We start from the raw sequence: 21,779 nt of genomic DNA, 5'->3' as shown, positions 1-21,779 counted from the left end.
ATCAACACGATAATGAAATGAAATGGTGTGAAGTGCTGATGGTTTCCAAGCAATTCAGTGAATGGATGCATGAACATGGGCGTAAAGCCCAGACTGTAAAAGAGTATCAGAGTGTTATAAAGGATCTTGATTCCTGGTATCAGCAGGTTACAAATGGCCAAACGAGCGAAGGTTTAACGAACCTATCTGCAATTGATTTGCAGGATTACCGGGAATACCTAACCAAACATGCAAAAACCAAGGCAGGTAAAAGTTTAGCGCCTAGAACCATTAATAAAAGGTTGGAAGCGATTCGAACGTACTTTCATTTTCTCGTTGATACCAAACGGATTCCTGTCAATCCTGCATTAAAACTTAAGCTTTATAAAATTCAGGATAGGTCTGATTCGGTTCGCTGGCTAGATCGAAATGAAAAGAACAAGCTTATTCGTTATTTCGAGGATGAGCAGATGAAAGAAAGAAATATGTGGCGACTTATTCGCAATAAAGCAATTGTATTTACGATGATGCATGCTGGTCTTCGGGTTGGCGAATTGGTTGGTCTTGATGTGAATGAGGATATAGACTTGGATGCTCGCCTGCTTTATGTTCGAGCTGGGAAAGGTGGGAAGTTTAGGCGGGTTGAGTTGAATAAAGAGATCACGACTTTATTGAGAAAGTGGCTCGTGTTTCGAAAGGAGGGACCGCATCCGGATAGCTTGAAACTGTTTACCAGCCAGAAAGGGGAATTGACTGTAGACGGTGTTGAGCATATATTCAGGCAGTTAAGAAAGATAGTAAACCTCCCTGATTTGACTCCGCATGTTCTCCGTCATACTTTTGGGCACGACATGGTTGAAAAGGGAGTGAGGTTAGATTTACTTGCCGACATGTTAGGACATGACGACATAAACACTACCCGAATTTATACAAAATCAAGTAGTAATGAAAGAAGGCAAGCAGTTGAGTTGCTTTCAGCGGAGCGAGACTAAACCTAAATAAGTAACTAAGGGAGGCCGTATATATGTATGGAGTTATTGTCAGTCCTCAAAATTTGTCTGCTGTTAAAAAGGCATTGGAAGGAGAGGTGATTTTACAGGAACATATCGGACCGTTTTCGGCAGAGGATATACGTTCTGTTATTCAAACGGTTTCCTTGGTTGTTCGCCAAGCGATTATTGTTGACTTATCTTGTGGCCCAGAAGATGAAGTGATTAATGGTCTTAGTTTGTTCCGACAACAAAAGCCTCATACGAGGATAATCGTATTGGCAGTGGGGAGAATACCTGGAGATCCTGCGCTTGCTGCTATTGCCGATTTGGGGATTGAGGATGTTGTGGCACCTGAGAAAGGTGATTCTGATAAAATTGCACATTTCATAACAAAACAACTAAATGATACATATAAAAATGCCGATATATGGAGAGTGAGAACCGAAAGTCCTAGGACAACAGAACCTGAAAGAGCTAACAATCAGGATGAGTTATCCGCAAAAAGAATCACAAATCCACCTGATAAAAAAGTCGAAAGACTCATAAGAAGTCATTCAGTGGGTCAGTCTACAATAGCGATTGCTTCTGCTGCCTCAGGGGCTGGTTCTACAAAAGTAGCTATTCAAGCAGCGGTTTATTTGAGTCAGTACTTCAAAAACATCCTGGTATTAGAGTTGTTTGACGACCAATCCATAAAACAACCGGCTCTTTCTGCTTGGACTAACCAGGAAGATGCATTGTTTACGGTAGGCAATTTAAAGGGGATTGATTTTGCCTATACGACCAATGCAAATCATATTCTGAGACTGAAAAAATGGGATTGGGTGATACTTGATATTGGTCACATGGTCTACCGAGATGGTAGGGGAGGGACGATCTATAGTCCGCATGCAGATGAATTAGCGCGGGCTACATTAGGTTGTGTAGTGTCAACTGGCTCATTATGGGGATATCAACAATTGGAACTATTTGTTCAAATCTTTGGAGACAAACGATTTGATTGGAATGTTCTGGTCAATTTTTCGGATCAAAAACAAGTGAACCAGATAACCTCAGACTTGAAATCTTACTCATGGAATGGAGATTTGAAAGTCTTACGTGTACCATTTAACCCTAGTCTCTATGACGTCAGCGAAGAAGACGCATCAATGTGGAGTCGCTTGCTCGATCAGTTTCTGGTTGCGGAAGAACAACAGGGGAAGACTTTATTAGAAAAGCTATTCAAGAAATAAAAGCACTATACCCCTACGGCGATTACCACTATTTGGATGCGGCGATTGTTGCGTCCAAATTTTCACGTCTACAATGTCCGTTATTTACTCCAAAATACTTTTATGTCCGTTATTGACTGCTATTTACATTTGCGGTATAATAAAAATATCCACTCAGCAGGGCTTTGGTCGAGCAGCGCTGAGTGGATATATCCCCGATCAAGGGACAACCTGATTTTAACACAATCGGTCGTCCCTTGTGATGTACACATTACAAGGGAGGGAGGAACGAAGGGGGCAATTTATTCATGTCTGGAAAGAACGAACCCAAAAAATTGTTAACCAGAGAGGAACTATCTGCATTCTTGAACATTAATGTTCGGCAAATAGGGCGACTGGTAGAACAAGGGATGCCAGAAGTCTACCTTGGACCGCGTACAAGACGGTATGAGCTTGAGGCGGTAAAAGCTTGGTTGGACAAAAATGCAAAAATGAAAAGAGATTAGGAGGCAACATTTTTGTTTGGTAGGAAAAAACAAACGTTAACGCTAAGTCGTAATTATACAATTGCCTTCTTTAATCCGAATGGATCGGATGTCTCAGGTGTGGCAAAAGAGTTTGCTGAATACGCCTTGAAACAAGATCCGTCCTATACTTCGGTTTTGTGTGAACTTCCGTGCTTGGGGATGCCTCGGTTGGCTTTTGAGTACGATGAAGAAATTCCTAAAGAAAAATCCATAGATCAACTACTGCTTGATTATGAGCGGCACAAGATTGATTCGGTGGATGACTACATTGTGAAAGATTATGCTGTGCATTTCATTCCTATTTTTTCAAAGACAAAACCGGATACGCCAACGATTTTAAACCTTCAAAATAAAGAGACGTTGATGGATATGCCGGCTTACATCATGAGGGAACTTCAAGGGCAATACCGCTTTATCAACCTGGTCTTACAGGGGCAATTTGTTCATCCTATGACGTTCTTTTCTGTTCGACAGGCTGATGTTGTGGTAATTACAATAAACGATTCCAAAGAGTTACCATGGGCATACGCGACATTCCAAAAACTGGCTGAAAACTACGGAGTTAGACGCGATCAAATATTTATGCACTCTAAAAATTTCATTCCGGAGTTTAAAGAAGAGTCGCTTACGTTCAAAATGGGAGATTTGCTTAAGAAGGTGAGTGAAGTTTGAGTATAGTTGGAATGATTAACCCACTTGATTTTATCCGTTATGAAGTTGGGAGCGTTACAACAGGATTGCCGTCCGATCTTAATTTATCCGACCACCAGAGGTTTGAACAGCTTTTGAAAAATGTCCAGTATTATTTGCGGGACAATCATAACGATGATTTCGTCAACGCTCTCATCGATGAGACGGCGCGGGCTAGGGTGCGCCACATCATTGCAGAGTACATCAAGGAAGCGAACCTTCATAAAGGGTTTACTACCGATTTAAATGTCTTGACTATCAATGTCCAAAAGGAAATTACTGAATTGGGTGTTCTCCAGGACATTTTGGATAATCCAAAAATATCAAGCATTGAAATTATGCTGAACGAGGTTGTTGTGGAAGAGTCCGGGAAAATGGTACATAGGAAAGACATAAAGTTCCATGACTATGATCACGTTTACCGCATTATTTCTAAGATGCTTTCGCCAATGGGGAAGACATTGACAGCATCTGAGCCGATTATTGACAGTAATTACAAGGGATTCCGGATTAACGTTGTATTGGATCAAAAACTTGGTGGCGTAAGTATAGAAGGTCCCGTCATTTCAATTCGTAAGTTCCCACCAGATGTTTATTCTGATGAAGACTGCATCCAATATGGGAACTTATCAGAAGAGATGATAGAGTTTTTTGAAGTGATCTATCCGTGTGGACCAAATACCTTGATTATCGGTGGTGTGAATAGCGGGAAAACGAGTCAATTACTTCGGATTCCTTTATATCTCGATCCGATAACTGGAATTGTTACAATCGAGGATTCCGCAGAAATGCTTCTAAAAGATAAAAAACAATATGCACATTATCCTCATATCAAGCAATTTGTTGCGAAAGACCATGAAAAACCGTCTCGGAGATACGGAATTGCAAAACTGATTAAAATGTCCCTACGCCAAAATCCAACATGGGTATTCATTGGTGAGATTCGGGATGAAGAAATGGCAGTAGAAGCACTAAAGGCAATGAATGCTGGACAGTATACAGCCCTTACTCTTCACGCTAATACAGCGAAAGATGGAGCCACTCGTATGATGCAGTTGTGCGGTAATAACGACATCGCAGCATCACAAGTCGGGAGTTTTGTAGATTTAATTCTCCACCAAAAGAACGACAACGGTACACGGAGAATGCTAGAAGTCGCAGAGTTGATGGGGTATAAGGACGGGAAAGACCCGATTATGAATACGATCTTTAGATACAACTACGATACGAAAGAATTTGAAAGGGTGGGCAATGTAAAGAAACTCGTTCAGAAAATGAAAATGAACCATTGTCCTCAAGAAGTGATGGAAAAGTGGTGTGATCCGGAATGGCTTTAAATGACATTTATATGTTTGGCGCCATTTTTCTGATCTGGTTCATTGCTTTACTACTTCTCTTACCACGTACCCAAAAGGTTCAGGTAGTAAATGAAAAAGGAAACGGACTAATTTCTGCATTAGGGTATGACAAGGTTAGAGCGGAAGCGGAAAGTGCTGGTTGGAGAATTAACAAAAAGGAGTTCTTGATAATTTCGTTTGCAGCAGTGGGGATATGTGTCCTCATTTCCATGTACATTAAGAATTTCTTTTTCGTCATCGTTGGGTTCTTTCTGAGTTTCTATGCACCAAGGTATATGGTTTTGAAAATCAAAAAGAAAAAAAGAATGACAATACTCAAGGAGCTTCCTGATAATTTGAAGATCCTTACATCCAAATTAGTTGACTTTCCTCAATTGCAACAGGCACTAAATGCTTCAATTGCAGATATGACCGGAGAAACCAAAGAAATGTTCGAAGTCGTAAAGAATGGTCTGGACCTTGGGCTAAAGCCAGAGGCTGTCCTTTACGAAATGGCGCAAAAAGTAAAAATCAATAAATTTTATGATTTCATAGAAAAACTGCTTATGGCTAACAGTGATGGATATACAGAGCAAGCCATTAAAAGCCTGAAAGATTCGATTGAGGCAATGGCATTCGATATTTCAGAGATCAATGCTCTTGATATTAAATCAAAGAAAGAAAAGAAGAACTTCCTTTTTGTCATTGCTTGCTGCTGGGCAATGCCAATGATTGTAAGTGGCTTAAATAGTGACAACGGGAATATATTTCTGGACACTTGGTTTGGTCAAATATTCATTGTCTCTTTCTTTGTGTGTACCATATATGCCCTTGTGAAAGGGGATGATTACCTATCTCTAAATCTGGATGAATTGTAAAAGGAAGGGGGGGCTTAATTGCAAGGTATAGTTTCGATTCTGCTTGCACTAGGACTTGCGTTGTTTACCATTACGATTTTGCATTTGATCTTACCTGGATTTCAAGGGCAGCAAAGACATGCAAGCCGAGCAAGTCAGATTATCAAAACAGATAGTGAGTTGCGCAAGGGTAAAGATGGTGCGGTTGTTAACTTGATTTCGGACAGAATCATTCCGAAGGTGGAGAAAAAACTACCGTTAGATAGAATATTTGGTAGCTCACTCCGGAAAAAGTATAATCTGCTGGGGTTGGATGAATCATTTGAGCAGCGGATAGCAAAGTTGGTCCTTTGGTCAATTGCCGGTTCATTACCGACTTTGATTCTTCCTATTTTGACTCAAACACCTATCTACTTTTTGGCAACACCAATATTTGCAGTATTTCTGTTTGTGAAAAATTTGAGAAGTATCGAAAAAGAGTATAAAGAGAGGCAAGCGAAGATTATTAAAGATCTACCTACTCTAATCGATAAAATGATGATTGCATTAGAGTCTGGGAAACCGTTCTCGGTCACATTTAAGCAAGTTCAAAAAACAAGCAACCCGATTATGGCTCACATGCTTAAAGGATTAATTGGGAACATGCGAATTATGAAAGAAACAGAAGCAATTGAATTGTTTGCCAAACAAACGGGAATCCCTATTATGCAAACATTCGCAGCTGCAGTGAAAATTGGAATTGAGGTAGGGTACGAAGAGGCTCAGAACTACTTTGAAATGATTAAAGATGACCTCCGAGTAATTCGTAAAACTTCATTGGAAGAACTAACCAAGAACAAACCCCAACAAATGAAGCAATTATATGTCTTACTTGCATTCCATGGTTTTTTAGCAGTCATTATTGCATTCATGCAAGTGTTCATGAAAATCAACGAAATTTAAAATCCGGAGGGAATTTTATGAAAAAGGTATCAAATATTGTTCAGAACAGATTGATAACTACTGTTGGAAAAGTAAAGAGATTTGGCCAATATGCGCTGCGTACAGTATCAAATGAACGCGGAGATATGATCCAAAATGTGGGCTTTGGAGTTATTGCTGTTGCCGTAGTTGTAATTGCTCATGGTTTATTGACTGGTTGGTTGCCAGACTTTATACAAAGCAAAATCCTTGGTCCTTTGAATGGCCTGTAATGAAAATGCTTAAGCATTTGAAAAATGAGAAGGGTGATGGTCAAGTCATCATCTTTCTCTACTCCTTCTTTATCTTCTGTATTTTGGCTTACCTTGGCGTTGATATCTATGGGTATATCAACCTCAAACAAAATATGAATCTCGCGGCCAATGAAACCATGGAAATTTTCAAAGCTGAAAACATTTTTGATTCAACTACAAGAGATCAATTCAATACATTCATTAGCCAATTAGGTGTCGATCCGAACCGGTTAACAATTACTGCTAGTCCGGAGGATACCATGGTACAGCGTGGCGATCCTATCGAGCTAACTGTTGTCGCAACATATGAATGTGTGGCATTAAAGCCTCTTGGTTATACAATCACTTTCCCGGCTGAGGTCACTGTAAACGGTTTAGCCCATACATTTGTGAGGTGATAACCAATGCCATACAAGTTAATAGGATTACTCATTTTTGGACTCTTTGCTGTAATACTAACCCAGGATGTTTTGGTTGTTAAAGCATCATATGAGCGGTTGGAAAAAACGATGAATCAAGCAATTGACTCAGCCATTATTGCTGCCAGCAAGGAAGAGGATTACCAATTTGGAGAAGTTCGACTCGACGAGATGACCGCATATCAAGCGGGGAGGCAAATCTTTATTGATACGCTTTCTTTGGACTCAAACCTTGTGAATGATCACTACAAGGACAGTGAATTTGATTTGTTTGTCACTTACACCGGAAATAAGCCACGAATTGAGGCTGAATTTAGAACAAAAGTAGATGTTGTGAGCGGGATAATTCTTGGATTACCTACCTACCCGATAAGCGTTAAAAAGAAGACACCGTATCTGGTTAACTATAAGTAATAAGGAGCGTTGTAAGTGAAAATCAAAGGTCTTTGGAACAGGTATACACGCATAGCCTTGATTTTGGGTGGAGCCGCATTAATTTCTTTTACTGCTGTAGCTTTGAATGCGAGCTACGTTGAAGGGCGTGTCAAAACGAGAGAAGTGCTGGTTGCTGCAGAAGATATCAAGCCGTATGAAAAGATTGAAAACAAATTAAAGACAAGAGAAGTAGTAGAGGCTGAGATTCCACAGGACGCAATTACAGATTTGAAAGAACTACAAGGCTCGGGATTACAGTACAGCGGCGAACTAGGTATCGCTAAAGGATATCCAGTGAAACGTTCTCAACTGGTATCAGCTGGAGAGTCAAAATTTGGTTCCCCTATGGAATTAAATGGGGAGCTGTTCGTTGGGGTAGCTACTGACCAAGTTCGATCTACAGGTGACTACATCAAACCAGGGGTTTTAGTTGATGCTTATGTGTATATTGAAGGCGATCAGCAAACTCCACCAGCCCTCATTACACCAGCACAGAATAAAAAGCTAAAGGGTCTGCTTGTGTACGATCGGCAAAATGCGGATGTGAAAAGTCCAGATCAGGCAGAAGGTCGTAACAAGATTCCAACTGTAGCAATTTTAAAAGTAAAGCCAGAAGTTGCTGCTGATTTAGTTGCTTATCAAGAACAGGGCAGAATTTATCTTCTCCCGTCAGGTTTCGATCCGAAAGTAGCTACCAGCTCAGTACAGACAGAAGAAAAAGCGGGAATGCAAATTCTGGATAGTAGCAAGAAGAAGTAAGGCAAGAGAAGTCTGCAGCGGCTTCTCTTTCAAAAAAGCAAAAATAAACAAATAATGGAAAAGGTGGGATTTCAATGAAGAAAATTCTTGTGTTTTTAATGGCTATTTCTCTTCTGACTCTGCCGGTATATGTTCAAGCTGCTGAACAACCAGTAAAAGTAAAAGTTAATGGAGCAGAAGTGAAATTTCCAGATGCACAACCATATATCGATCCAGCTAATAAAAGAACGATGATTCCTATACGGTTTGTATCAGAAGAATTAGGGTCACATGTGAGCTGGAATCCGAAAACTCAAGTAGTCGGTATGTTGAAAGTTGGAGATCAAGCATTGTCGATTTTCCTGAAAATTGGAGAGAATCAAGCGAATGTTAATGGTGTAGCAAAGAAATTCGATGCAAAAGCTATTTTGAAAAATAACCGAACTTTTGTCCCGTTGCGTTTCGTCAGCGAAACACTCGGAGCAAAAGTAGAGTGGAATGAAGCTGAACGAACAGTCGTTATTTCAACAACCACAAAGGATTCCAATGTCAAACCTCCTATAACAGGAACACCTGCGAATCCTGCTCAACGTCCAGGGCAAGCAGAGAATGTTGATGCTTTAAAGCGTATGGCAGCAGGTTTTACAGTTGAAAATGGTGTGCTAAAAGGAACTGTTCCTAGCGATGTCACTGGTTACGCGCTGGTTCAATTCAAAGGTGAGAATGGAAAAGTCGTAAAAACTAAATACATGCAACCAGGAGAGTCATTTGAGCTGAAACTAACAGATGCAAAAGGTGGCATTGGTATTGCGGGTCAAAACGGAACTGCTTTTGGATCTGTTGGTATCGAGTACCCTTCGATGGAAATTGTAAGTGGACAATAAAAAAGTGTCATGGATGGAGTGGTCTAGGGAAATGAGGAAAAATAGACTCTTGGCCGCCTTGCTTACAGTCGGATTGCTGCTTTCGGCTGTCAATACAGTGGGTGCGGAAGAACTTAATTACCCTCACTCAGTAATACCGGCAGAGGAAGTCAAATTTTTTGGTGACTTTTCTCCGTCCCCAAGTGCTAAAAATGAAGTGCATATGGCCGAAACAATGCAGTGGGAGTACGTTACAGTTACTGATGAAAAGAAGATTCAGCATAAAGGTGAAGTTCAAAACTTTAATTTGAAAGAAAATGTCGGTGAGCGTTTTAACGGTCTTACTGGCTACTCAATGGTGTACTTACCTGAAAACAAAAGTGAGCGGGTCAATAAGATAAAAATACTATCCAAGAGGTATAACGGAAATCCTGAATATGTTTCAGGTCAAGTAGAAACTCTGTACGAACAAGCGCACGGTTCAACACTTCCAAAAGAAATTTACAAGACCTGGGATCTATTTTTAGGGAAGGAATCCTATTGGCTCTCAGCAGGCCATCTAGCGTATCTGAGTGGGGCAACAGATTCATTGGCGAGGCACGGAACGAAATGTAGCAGTTATATAGGTAAGCCTTGCGGAACTTCACAAGACATAGCTGCAACTGGTGGAGAGGTTGCTTCCTCTCCTAATATGGGACGAGCTATGGTGATTACTACACCCTTCCCCCGTTTTCTGGATGTATCATTCACACAAGGTAGTCAAAAAACGACAGTGATCGATAAGAATAAGCCGTACACACTAAATGCTTCATTTAACAATTATTCAGGCTGGGAAACCGGAGCATACGTATATCTTTATTTAAATGGAAATCCATTAGCTGTTTCAACTGGTAAAAATCCAAATCAGATAGTCCTACAAGCTAATAAAAATGTAGGCAAAGATGGTGAATTCGGTTACAAATTCAATATAACAAGAGACATGTCTGGATATAAGTCTTTATTAAAAGATGGTACTAACACCTTGACTGTCACCGTTTCGGATAGTTTTGAACGCTATAGTACATTCGATTTGAATTTCACTACAAAAGCTGCACCTATTGACTTACAAGCTCTTAATCTTAAATCAAGTAGGAATCCATGTGAAGCAGGCAGCACAATTAGGCTATCTGCAGATATTAAAAACGTTGCAAATGAAGCAACCAACAACACTCAAATCACCTTCTACCATGAAGGAAAGGTCATACACGATACAAGAAAGAACTTTTCAGCTAATCAAACGCAAAACGTCTCATTCAACTGGAGAGTACCAAATGCACCAGATGCAAACATTTCTGTCATAGTTGACCCTAAAAGCGAAAAACCTGACATTGATCGTGGGAACAATACGGCCAACCTGCATTTGGATATTAACCAAATCAATAACACACCACCAGCATGTGGCAATCAAAAACGTAGTGACGATTGGAAAACCTCATACAACTATATTTCAGATCATTACACCGATGATGATGGCCACCATGATATCTGGTCAACGAGCACTGTCACCTATAATGAAAAATTAGATGTTGATGTGAAAGTTAATACAAAGCAAGGAATTACGACAGATCCTAGAAAACCAAAATCTACAGATTGGGAAAGTCGAGGATCATGGGAAATCATCCCTTGGGCAAGACAAAATGGGCTTGACCCCAATAAAGTTACACGAGCAGGATATGGTATTGAGCTTAAAGTCGAAACAAAATACTGGACCGATTGGGAGACAAAAGTTCCAAAAGGTTACCACGGCACAGCAGATCCATACGGAGGCAAGTATTACGGGCCTACTAAAGTGAAAGCAACTTTCACAGATACACAAGGAAAAGTCATAGGAGTTGTTGATCTTGTCAAAACGTCTGGGAATAAGATAAATGATACATGGGAATTGCCACAAGGATCATTCTCATATTACAAAACAGGCGGATCGGTAAACCATCGGAAATTTATGACTCCCCCAACAACAAAAGATGGAAAGATGCATGTAAGAATCGAAGCAACTGGTGCAGGAAGAAACAATCTTAGTTTCTGCGATACGCAAGTAATAACTATATATGGCAGCATGTATGACGATACACAAAACGTAAGACAGCGAAACTAACATCAGGAGACAGTTTTAATGGCGGATATAAAAGCCTTGTCCAAGGTGTTTTATATCCGCTTTTTAAATGGAGGTAGATGGAATGGAAAAGATAAGGCTGCGTGTTAGGAGTAGATCTCCTTAACCGGCAAGGCGGGAGCTATCAAGGGCTTTCGCGGCATATCCTCTCTTCGGACCAATAACGAACAAGAGCGCGTTCGTCATCGGTCCTGCGCTCCGGTATTCCACGATCCCTTGACAGCACCCGGTCGGCGGCAATGTGGGCCATGCCGCCCGGAACCTCAGGAAAGAGTTGAAGCAATCGATTCCGGGCACATGCCTATTGTGAGCCGCCGACTTCCCAAGCCTGCTTGAGATGTCATTACAACTGTATTTTTGCCCCTCCCGATTTTCCTAGGAAAGAGGGGTGGACAAGCTGAGGTGTTGAAAGCTAATTAAACATTAATAAAATCTCTTGAATATTTCCGAAGTGAAATGAGGGGTGCAATGAGGTTGTCTTTGCGTTATCAGAATATTCATTATTTTCGGGAATTGGATCAGTCATAGGGTAGCTAGAAATCATAAATAGTAACAGGGAGGCTCTACATGAAACGATCATTTAGAAAGTTAGTATTGTTTTTATTAACATTTCTTGTTTTGCTATCACCTTCTAATTTAAATATACCAATCGCATTAGCAGATCAAGTAGCTCCGGAGAAGCAGTTGACCAATGGTTTTGTTATAAGGAAAGGATCGATGCCGGTAACCTCTACAGGCATTTATGCTAAACAAACACAAACGGTTACTATACCAGCGAATGTGGTAACAAGCACAACTGTTACCTCAGATAATGGAAAGGGAAGTGCTTCTCTTAATAAGAATCAAGCAACTATTACTTTGGAAGGAGGGAATCCAACTTCTTTCAAGAGCGATTCGACCACTTTGACTGATAATGGAAACACGACAAGCACGGGATCAGCAAGTAAAGTAATTCCTGGACTCTATGATGTTGTTTCAAAGACAACAACAAACGGTACATTGGAAACGACTGTGAATGGTGATACATTGGGAGCTGGTTGGACAGGCGGTACATCTTATCAGGTTCGTATTCCTCCGTACACACAAACCAAAACAGAAACCACTTATCAACATTTTAGTAACTATTCGTGGAGTATCACTTGGTCAACTTCAGGTTACGAAAAAGATGAGCATGGGACTGAACGGTGGTATACATCTGCCACTGAATATGATCATTCCTACGACAGCAACTGCAACCTACAATCAACTTCCCACAGCTACGGGGGCTGGTTTACATGGAATCAAGGTAGTGGTTCAAGAGGTAACGGTAATATTACCTGCAGCAGGCCCGTGACAACAACCACAGAAGTTCCTGTCTATAATTACGAGACTAGATGGGACTACTCAGCTACTATTAATTATCGGACTGCTACTTATGCATACAACGCCATTATTAATTACGACTATAAGGATTTCCAACCTGTGGCTCCAACGCTTCTAGCCCCACAAGATTTATCTGATGGGGGTAACATCTCTTTCAGCAAACCAACAGATGATTATACTCCTGAAAATAGCTTGCTGATGAGTATGGAATGGCAACAAGAAGGAAGCAATGACTGGAACCCGATTTTCACGGATAAAACGATAACCGACTCCTTATTCTCGATTCAAGGAAGCAATATTCAGTATAGATGGGATGCGGCCGGTGTAGATGGAATGATTAAATTACGGTTATCCACCAAAGATGGCCACAACGAGCCGGTATACTCTTACATGAATAATGATCCGGATTTCCTTTTCCGAACAAGTCATAAGCCTGTCATCACACCAATTGGGCCGAGCGGTGGAGAGCAAACTCACACTGTCACACCTACTTATAAGTGGAACTATTCACAGGACGAAGGGGAGGACCAAAAAGGATTCTACCTACAAGTCCGGAAGATTGGAGCTTCAACATTACTGTATGATTCGGCCTTGATCGAGCAGGCAACGAGTCAATTCGTTCAACCGTCTAGCAATCCGTTGGATTGGGGAAGCGTGCATGAATGGCGAATCCGACCAATCTCAAACACTGGTGTTCTAGGCGACTGGAGCAATTGGTATGCATTTGGTGCCAACGAAATCCCACAATTGGATAGTGTGGAAGCCACTTCTCCGACATCTATTCATGTCAAAACAAAACCAACACCCGACACCACTGGTTACAAGTTCTATCGTGGGGGACAAGAATTTAGCGACATCCCTGGTCTGGAAGTAGAGGATACGAACCTCCCGACTAATACGGAGCAGACATACAATGTGCGTTCTTACAATGCGATAGCTGAGTCGCCGTTGTCCCCTTCGAAAACAGCGTATTCACTAGCGGCTGCTCCGGAGATTGAATCTATTGAGACGACTACAACGAGCATCATTCTCAAAGTGAAGCCGGTAAACCCTAATTATACAAATCATGAGATTGAATACAGAAAAAAGGGAGATGTTGCTTGGCTGCCATTTGCTAATTCAGCCAGCTCGAACTATCTGTATATCATGAATGGTTTGGACAAGGATACCCATTTTGAGATACGCCTTCGTGCATTCAATGGACGGCCTAGTCAAAAGGGGATCGCAACAGACTACGTGACAGCGGAGGCTATAACGAAAGTCGATGTCCCTACTCATGGAGTTTTCTCGAACGTCACGGAGAATAGCTTCACAGTAACGGTCGATCCGAATAATAATGCAGCCAGTACCAAATATCGATTCTGGGTGGATGGGGTAACGGATAAGACGGAGTATTCAACAGACCTGTCTTTCACCTTTAAGGATCTCCCTCAAGGGAATCGGACCTATACGGTTGTTGCTCAAGCACAAGGGCAAAATAGTGAATCGGACCCGATACCGGTAGGTACTGTCACAACGAAAGCATATCCGATCAAAGCGGAAGATGTGACGTTGGTTGCCATAGATGGAAAAATCAAAGGTTCTTTCAATGTTGGGAAGAACGCATCTGAAACTCAATACGAGATTTCGGACGGCGCAACAGGAACGGTTCTGTCGTACAGCGATGCCAATGTCAACTTTGAGCTGCCAGCCCCACTTGCCAATGACAAACATACGATTACCATTTTGGCGCGGGATCAGCTCAATAACGTGACAGAGCCGGTATCCAAAGATGTGTATTCCTTATCCAAGCCGGTAATCAATGTGAGTATGAATGTCGCCAGTCCAAATGAAGTCTTCTTGTCATTTGACATGAATGGAAATCCAATGGTGACGGAAGTATTGGTGAAGAGTGTCCAAGGAGATAGCTATGATTCCGGATGGGTAGCAGGAAATAATTTTCTGCAGCTGCTCAATCTGACGGCCAATACGAAACAGCAGTATGAAATCAAGACGCGCAATGCGGACGGAGTTGAATCTGCAGCTGTACTCAGTCCTGAGCTGTACACCTTGGCTAATCGTGTGACTACGGCTAGGTATGATGCTGGCTATGAAAATATTAAGGTAACCCTTTTGGCAGACAATCCAGAAGGCACCCTTTATAAAATCACGAATAAGACCACTGGTAATGTGCGAGATTGGTCTCCTGATTTAACCTGGGACAATAGCCCTCTTGCAAACGAAACTTTGAATGAATACGAAGTCGTTGCTAAAAATGGAGATGGCATCGAAACAGTAGTCGTAGATATTGGTAGTGCGGAGACTAGGAAAGCGCTAGGGGAATATGAAAAAGACCCAGAAAACCCAGCCCCTTCGGAGTTTAATCCAGATGATCGGAATGGAAAAACCATCGAGCTGGATGGGCGAGGTAATAATAAAGCAATGCTGGTGAAAGGGCAAGAGCTACCGCTTAAACTCTCTCAGTTAACAAACGTTGTTGAGTGGAGATATTCAATCAATGACGGGGCGTGGTCCGAGTGGAGTACCGTGCAGAACAACGAAATTAAAAAAGATTTCCATGTTGATTCTCCTGGTCTATACAAAGTAACTATTAACTTCAAGAATCAATTTGGAAAAGACGCAGGATCTTACGTGTATTTCTATCTGGCCGATTGGATCGCGCCAAATCTGTCGCTTGCGTATGACAAAGTTTCTAAAAACAGCGCAGCTGCAATCGATATGACCTATTCAGATAACCTTACCTATGACCTGTGGTATCAAACAGATACAGACTCGTGGAAGAAATTAGACATCACTCAGTTGTCTAAATCTCTTTCGCAAGACAACAAATTCAAAAAGGGTAACGTCAGGGTGTCGGATATCGTTGGAAATGTCGTGGATGTTCCCTACGAAATTCTGTCTCTTAACGCAGAATACGTGACATTTAACGAGCAAAGCAATGGCTACGATGCTCATTTTAATGTCGAGCATAAGGCTGGGCAGATGTACCACGTTGCAACAGAGAATAAAAAAGCCAATGTCAACAAGATTCTCGAAGAAGAAAAGACGCCGGTAAAGGTGATGCAGCTGTCGGAAAGTACCAAATACGATGTTCGTATTGGAATCAAGCTTCCAGGAGAGCCGCTATGGATCGATCCGGATGCGTACACAGTCACGACACTTGCTATTCCGGATACAACGCCGCCTACGATTACGTCGATTAGCTACAAGCTAAAAGAGAACGAGAAGGCCGCTACGTTGTTCATTACGATGGAGGACAACCAAGGCATTGATCACGTTTTGATTAACGGAAAGCCATACCCTGTGAAATTTGAGGGGTACTACTACAAAGCGGATATCGACGTTCCTCTTGTAGAAGGTGCAAACCGGTTTGTTGTCGTCGCAGTAGACGTTGGCGGGAATAAAACCGAGCAAACCCAAGACATTGCGTATCAGCTGGTAGTGAGAGAGCTGACAGTATCCCCAGAAAGCTTAGAGGTCATCATTGGGGAGCAGGAACAGTTGAAGGCAACCGTTCATTTTGAGAATGGCCAAAGCTGGGAAGTAACAGAAGAGGCAGAATGGAGTGCTTCTGGCGCCGTATCTGTTCAAAGTGGGAAAGTGACGTCCGATGCGATCGGCACAGAAACAGTAACCGCCACCTACGAAGGAAAGAACGGCTCTGCTTCGGTTCACATCATCGAGCAACCAGGAAGCGTAACGAGCATCACCGTCCAAGCGGCTGCGAAAATGGAAGAAGGGAGCAAGCAGACGCTACGTGCCTTCGCCACTTATGCTACCGGCAAAAAACGTGATGTCACGAACAATACTAAGTGGACAGTCGATGATGAGTCAGTCGCATCGATTTCTGGCAATCGACTGACTGCTTTGGAAACGGGAGAAGTAACCGTGACGGCTACGTACTCCAAACAAGCTGGTACTGCACAGGTCACTGTTGTGGAAGCCGAAGAAGATCCTGATAAGGATAAGGACAAAAATCACGACAAAGACAAGAATACAGGTGGTTCGAAACCAATGCCAAACCCTTCTCCAGGAGGAACTACCTCGAAGCCGAGTGACAACTTAGAGGATGTTATTGGAGGAGAAAAGACCACCGAAACGATTACCTTCCCAGCTAATTCTTGCGGTAACATGTCCCTGCCAGATGTCGAAATTGATGGGGGCAATATGAGCGTAATTGGGGTTTCCCCTTGCACATCCGTGAAGGTATTGCGGGCTGCAGATAATAGCGTAATCGAGGATGTCGTAAAAGTCGTCGCCGTGGATTACACCGTGTACGACAAGTCTGTTGGCTTGAATATCAATCTACTCGCAGATGACGGACAGGCAGTGAAGGTGGTCGGGGATATTCCGATGCTGGCCCGTTATCAGCTACCACAAGGCGCTGATCCGAAAGAATGGGGCTTGTATAAACTGGACCAGTCCACCATGGCTTGGAGATTGATCCCAACATTCATTGCAAGCGTCGATACAATCGAGACACGGATTGATGGGGAAGGGTACTACAAGCCGATGAAATTGGCCAAAGTCTCTAGCAGCTCATGGGCCAAAGATGCTGTGGAGAAAATGCACAACATGAAGGGTATGAAGCCAGAAGCCACCAAGGATATGAAGGGAGCCATTTCGGTAAATGAAGCGTTGGAGATGTTCCGTGGCTTCACGAATGAGCGGCAATTTAATCGCGTGCAGGAAGCAGCTCAGAGCCTCCGTCTCCAAAAAGATACGTTAACCCGCCAAGAGTTAGTCGCGCTGGCAAACCGCGCCATTGAAACGGATATGGCGGCCCTGGAAGCGCCTTTAAATGGCGATCTAAGCAAGCTTGGCTCTTTTGTAGACGGGAAAGACGTACAGCAGCAATATCGAAGTGATTTGGCCATTGCAGCCAACCACAATTTGCTTGTTGGAAAGAGTGGCAATCGATTAGCTCCAACAGATATAGTGACGAGAGAAGAGGCTGTGACGTTCTTGATCCGATATGCATACTTCTCCGGAAACGTAAAATATCAGTCTGTTCGTGATCTACAATAACAAAAGAAAAAGAGTGCCTTTAACGGCACTCTTTCTTTTGTTTTGGTGTTCGCAATTATTTTAAGGTAGGTGTTTTCTCAGGGAACAACAGGTGTTGGCCAAACATGCTATCTCCGCGTGCCGATGGCGGCGCATCGATCCGGAAGAACAACCAGGAGTGCGACGTGCGAAGCCGTCCCGACCGCAGCTGCAGGTGTTGGCCAAACATGCTATCTCCGCGTGCCGATGGCGGCGCATCGATCCGGAAGAACAACCAGGAGTGCGACGTGCGAAGCCGTCCCGACCGCAGCTGCAGGTGTTGGCCAAACATGCTGGCTCCGCGTGCCGATGGCGGCGCATCGATTCGGAAGGACAACCAGGAGTGCGACGTGCGAAGCCGTCCCGACCGCAGCTGCAGGTGTTGGCCAAACATGCTATCATCAGCGAGATTTGTTTTTTTCTTTGATTATTTTATACAGGTAGAAGGAACCGGTAAAAACAATAGAGGTAACAAAAGAAATAACAATAGAATTTTGAAGAATTGATAGGATGTACTCGTCAACGGGAAGATAAACAATATCGAATAGATCAGTACCTGGTTTAGGTACACTTTGGTATCGACTTGTGAATAAAATTTGGGCACAAAAACTGACAATAAAGCTGTATAGCACGATTTTAACAATCATTTTTTCCATGAATTAATCACACTCCTGTATTTTTTTAGAATATTACATTTCCTTACAAATACACATATGGTATATTATACCAAAAAGGAGGAGGGATAATGTTGAAAAATGGACTTTCCAAATCTTTGATGTTTATTCTGGTTTTTGTGTTGACGTTATCGACAGGACTTTCAACAGGGGTTTTTGCGAAATCAGCAGATACTAATAAGGTTAATTATTGTGACGGTTTAGAAAAACTAGGTGATGTTAGTTACCAAAATTTTGATGGTATTACCAAAAAAGTAATTAAGATAAAAGATACAAAAAAATTTGGTGAAATAAGTGGTATGAACGTTAAGCCGACTGGCGAAATCACTTTGGTTGTACCGATGGTTAAATCAACACCTAAATTAATTGATCGAACAGGACCTGATGTGACAATTTTAGCAGCTCAATACGTAAAATTGAAACGTGAATCGGAAGCCTGCGGGACAAAAAAAATTAGAAGTTCTAGTTATGCACCTCCTGGGGGTAAAATGATCATTTCTGAAAGCGTAAATGCGTCATATAGTGCAAATGTTTCCGTTAGCGCTGAGGCTGTTAGTGCTGGTGTTGGATTTAGCGTTACCAAGGGTTACACTGTTTCAGATGAGCAACCTATAACTGTTCCAGCAGGGAAAACGGGAATTATTACAGCGTATCCCTGGTATCAAACTTATGAATTTGATGTAATGGAAAGAAGGCCATGGCCTTTAGATGATGTAGTGGTTGGTAGTGGAACTGCTTACTTGCCTATCGGAGTCTGCTTTGTGCCTAAAATCCTTTAATTAATGTCATAAAAGGGAGCCATAGTGGGCTCTCTTTTTGCTGGAGGGAAGTAGAGCTTTAGTCTCTTTTTTCTTTTACAGAAAATTTATTTTCCTGTACAAATTTGTTTTGTGGTAAAGTGGAACTAAATACAAAAATTAGGAGATATCAAGGGGGTTCAGTAAAGGGTGTCGCTTTCATTAGGTGAACTCATTAGTAGTCATCGTAGTCGACGAAATGTATCACTCGCAGAGCTTTCAGAATTGTCAGGAGTTAGCAAAAGTGCCATATCCTCAATTGAAATCGGAGAAACTAAACGGCCAAGTTATACTACATGGAGAAAAATAGCAGAAGCCATCGATGTAGCACCTATTGCCATTATAAACGCATATGTAGACACCACACAGCATCCTAAGACGCTAGAGGTCATACTCGCAGAGGTGATCAGCGAAGGCTGGGAGGCGCTTGTCTCTAAAGTTACCGGGAGATATTTAGAGTCTCCGCGTATCGATACGTTTAGAGCTTTAGAGCATATCGCCAGTACAGCCAGAGATACACAGAACAAACGAATAAAACGTATTCTGTGCGATTCAATTATTAACTTCGCAAGGAGCAAGGGCATACCTTCATATCTTGCAAACGCCTTATATGAAAGGTATTTGATCGAGCGAGACGATTTCTCTCGTTTCGAAGAAACATATCACCGTGGGAAGGAGTTGCTGCTCTACACCGAGCATCTGTATGCAGAGGATCGCATTGATTACTATTATAAAATGGGCGTACATGCCAACATACTCGACTTACACGATGAAAGTATTGATTTGTGTAGGCAGGGATTGCGTGAGGATCGCGCTGATAGCAGGCCAAAAGCATCAGCATACATTTCCCTGTTTAACTCCTGCATCTACTATGGGGACTATCATGTTGCTGGGATCTACTTAAAAGAGTACGAAAACAGCGAATATGCCGATTTCCGAAAGAATCATTTTCGTGCGACGCTGCTCGCGAAAAAGAGGCAGCACGACGAAGCTATCAACCTGTTCAACGTTTGCTTAAACGAGGCGAGCAGGGAAGGGCGTATATCGGTCGTTGTTGACCTAATGGAATCCTATTTGGATGCTGGGAAGGCAGACGAGCTATTACGTTTGATTGAAACGGAGGATACGTTTCTACCTGAGACGATGCCGCAACATCCGTACCGAATTAAGACACTAGCGCAATACTACAGACGTAAGGCACTCTGCCTAATCTCGTTGGAGCGATTTGATCAAGGATTTCAAAGTCTGATTGAAAGTATCAAGCATTACAAGCGGATAGGTATAGCTACAGAGGTCATCGAAGGAATACGCCTGTTCTTACGTCATCACCGAACTAATAATAAGAGTCTTTCGTTTGAACACATGGAGTTAATTGAGAACATATGTGATAATATTTTGTAAACAATAGAAGGAGGAGAGTTTTATGCAAAAGCTGCTCTGGATTTTTGCTCTTGTGGTGTTCTTTTCCTCGCCGGTAGTATCGGAAGCGTGCGAACCGAAGGGAGAACCCTATAAAGTTGAACCAGACTGGTAATAGAAAAGACGACAAAAGCCCTCCAAAATGGAGGGCTTTGATTGTGTTAACAGGGCATTGCTCTCTCAATCTACGCTCATGTTCAGCGGTATGAGGTCTTTGGTAATGTGTCTAAGGGGCTATTTCTGTTTATCGATCTAGGAAAATAGAAAGTGTGATTGATTTGAAATAGTCATACTATATATCTATTTCACTTTATATTGAAACTCTTATTCTGGCATGTTAGACTAATTTTAACCAAAACGGCTTAAGTATTTTATGTGCTTTTGGTGTCTGATGATGTGTTATAATGCAATTAACGGACAAATGCTTTTAAAATTAATCGGAAGATAAAATAAAAAAGCCACAGATCAGAGACAGAAGTGTTCCCAGCACTTTCTGACCTCTGCCCACCCAACGGTTTTTGAACGGACCGGGTGAACAGGTATCCATGACTTTTTTATCTATTTGCCTTAGTTGTACGTCCATTATACACAATGGCACATGACAACTCAACGGCGGATTTTGCCATCTTTTGCATGGTGATGATAGATTATGTTATGGGTTACTTTTCGTCTTTTCTTGCAAACGAAAAGTCCTGTCACCCGTATGTTAGACGGGAGATCAGGACTTTTTATTTTGCTTCCCAAGAAAGAGAGGGAGTAAGGATGCAAGGAAAGGATAGGAAGAACAAAAACCTTAGGAACGGCACCACGGAATTAATTTACTTCCGTTTTGTCGATACAGAAGAGAAAGCCCCATTCACTAGACTGCGAGAAAACAAGGAGACTGGTACAAAAGAGATCCAAGCCTTCGAGAAGACCGTCAATGACAAGCGATACTACACGGAAGAAGAAGTAAAGAAATTTTCATTAGAGCGCCTTCGAGATCCACTACCGAAAGAACATGGGAACTTCACCGGAGTGGACAATTATTTTCTGGATTTCTGGGGACCAATCCTGGGTTATCAGGC

General features: G+C 42.1%; 16 protein-coding genes and 1 pseudogene. All 17 read left to right on the top strand.

Translation table 11 applies throughout. The annotated features are described in order from the left end of the window. The first annotated feature begins 17 nt into the window (after positions 1-17). The gene (locus ACUUHJ_RS32060) at positions 18-971 is read left to right on the top strand and encodes a tyrosine-type recombinase/integrase (RefSeq protein WP_472301279.1); all 954 of its coding nucleotides are present in this window, start codon (positions 18-20) and stop codon (positions 969-971) included. Between the two features lie 32 nt (positions 972-1,003). After that, positions 1,004-2,203: a hypothetical protein gene (locus tag ACUUHJ_RS32055; protein WP_472301278.1), complete on the top strand. Its 1,200-nt coding sequence runs from the start codon at positions 1,004-1,006 to the stop codon at positions 2,201-2,203. Positions 2,204-2,490: 287 nt separating this feature from the next. Then, complete coding sequence (locus ACUUHJ_RS32050; protein ID WP_472301277.1) at positions 2,491-2,688, top strand: helix-turn-helix transcriptional regulator; 198 nt, start codon at positions 2,491-2,493, stop codon at positions 2,686-2,688. Between the two features lie 12 nt (positions 2,689-2,700). Next, positions 2,701-3,381 carry a hypothetical protein gene (locus ACUUHJ_RS32045; RefSeq protein ID WP_472301276.1) on the top strand — a complete coding sequence of 227 codons (681 nt, stop codon included), beginning with the start codon at positions 2,701-2,703 and terminating at the stop codon, positions 3,379-3,381. Further along, the gene (locus ACUUHJ_RS32040; protein WP_472301275.1) at positions 3,378-4,736 is read left to right on the top strand and encodes an ATPase, T2SS/T4P/T4SS family; all 1,359 of its coding nucleotides are present in this window, start codon (positions 3,378-3,380) and stop codon (positions 4,734-4,736) included. The genes ACUUHJ_RS32045 and ACUUHJ_RS32040 overlap by 4 nt, the downstream gene beginning before the upstream one ends. Next, on the top strand, positions 4,727-5,614 hold the full coding sequence (locus tag ACUUHJ_RS32035) for a type II secretion system F family protein (protein ID WP_472301274.1): 888 nt from the start codon (positions 4,727-4,729) through the stop codon (positions 5,612-5,614). Before ACUUHJ_RS32040 ends, ACUUHJ_RS32035 begins: the two co-directional genes overlap by 10 nt. Positions 5,615-5,632: 18 nt before the next feature. Continuing rightward, positions 5,633-6,535 carry a hypothetical protein gene (locus tag ACUUHJ_RS32030; protein WP_472301273.1) on the top strand — a complete coding sequence of 301 codons (903 nt, stop codon included), beginning with the start codon at positions 5,633-5,635 and terminating at the stop codon, positions 6,533-6,535. Positions 6,536-6,552: 17 nt separating this feature from the next. Continuing rightward, on the top strand, positions 6,553-6,786 hold the full coding sequence (locus tag ACUUHJ_RS32025) for a hypothetical protein (protein ID WP_472301272.1): 234 nt from the start codon (positions 6,553-6,555) through the stop codon (positions 6,784-6,786). Continuing rightward, entirely contained in the window at positions 6,786-7,205 is a 420-nt protein-coding gene (locus ACUUHJ_RS32020) for a DUF4320 family protein (protein WP_472301271.1), read from the top strand. Before ACUUHJ_RS32025 ends, ACUUHJ_RS32020 begins: the two co-directional genes overlap by 1 nt. Positions 7,206-7,211: 6 nt before the next feature. Then, the gene (locus ACUUHJ_RS32015; RefSeq protein WP_472301270.1) at positions 7,212-7,640 is read left to right on the top strand and encodes a hypothetical protein; all 429 of its coding nucleotides are present in this window, start codon (positions 7,212-7,214) and stop codon (positions 7,638-7,640) included. A gap of 15 nt (positions 7,641-7,655) precedes the next feature. Further along, positions 7,656-8,420, top strand: coding sequence for a Flp pilus assembly protein CpaB (cpaB, locus tag ACUUHJ_RS32010; protein WP_472301269.1), 765 nt, complete (start codon positions 7,656-7,658; stop codon positions 8,418-8,420). Between the two features lie 74 nt (positions 8,421-8,494). Then, on the top strand, positions 8,495-9,283 hold the full coding sequence (locus ACUUHJ_RS32005; protein ID WP_472301268.1) for a copper amine oxidase N-terminal domain-containing protein: 789 nt from the start codon (positions 8,495-8,497) through the stop codon (positions 9,281-9,283). 49 nt (positions 9,284-9,332) lie between these two features. Further along, the gene (locus tag ACUUHJ_RS32000) at positions 9,333-11,396 is read left to right on the top strand and encodes a CARDB domain-containing protein (protein ID WP_472301267.1); all 2,064 of its coding nucleotides are present in this window, start codon (positions 9,333-9,335) and stop codon (positions 11,394-11,396) included. A gap of 585 nt (positions 11,397-11,981) precedes the next feature. Continuing rightward, positions 11,982-17,804, top strand: coding sequence for an Ig-like domain-containing protein (locus tag ACUUHJ_RS31995; RefSeq protein ID WP_472301266.1), 5,823 nt, complete (start codon positions 11,982-11,984; stop codon positions 17,802-17,804). A 763-nt stretch (positions 17,805-18,567) separates the two neighbouring features. Continuing rightward, complete coding sequence (locus ACUUHJ_RS31990; RefSeq protein ID WP_472301265.1) at positions 18,568-19,275, top strand: hypothetical protein; 708 nt, start codon at positions 18,568-18,570, stop codon at positions 19,273-19,275. Between the two features lie 168 nt (positions 19,276-19,443). Next, positions 19,444-20,694: a helix-turn-helix domain-containing protein gene (locus tag ACUUHJ_RS31985; RefSeq protein ID WP_472301264.1), complete on the top strand. Its 1,251-nt coding sequence runs from the start codon at positions 19,444-19,446 to the stop codon at positions 20,692-20,694. Between the two features lie 780 nt (positions 20,695-21,474). Next, positions 21,475-21,779, top strand: a pseudogene (locus tag ACUUHJ_RS31980) (hypothetical protein); the annotation flags it as partial.

This window comes from Brevibacillus schisleri (assembly GCF_055685845.1).
This window is presented reverse-complemented; position numbering and strand designations above follow the sequence as displayed.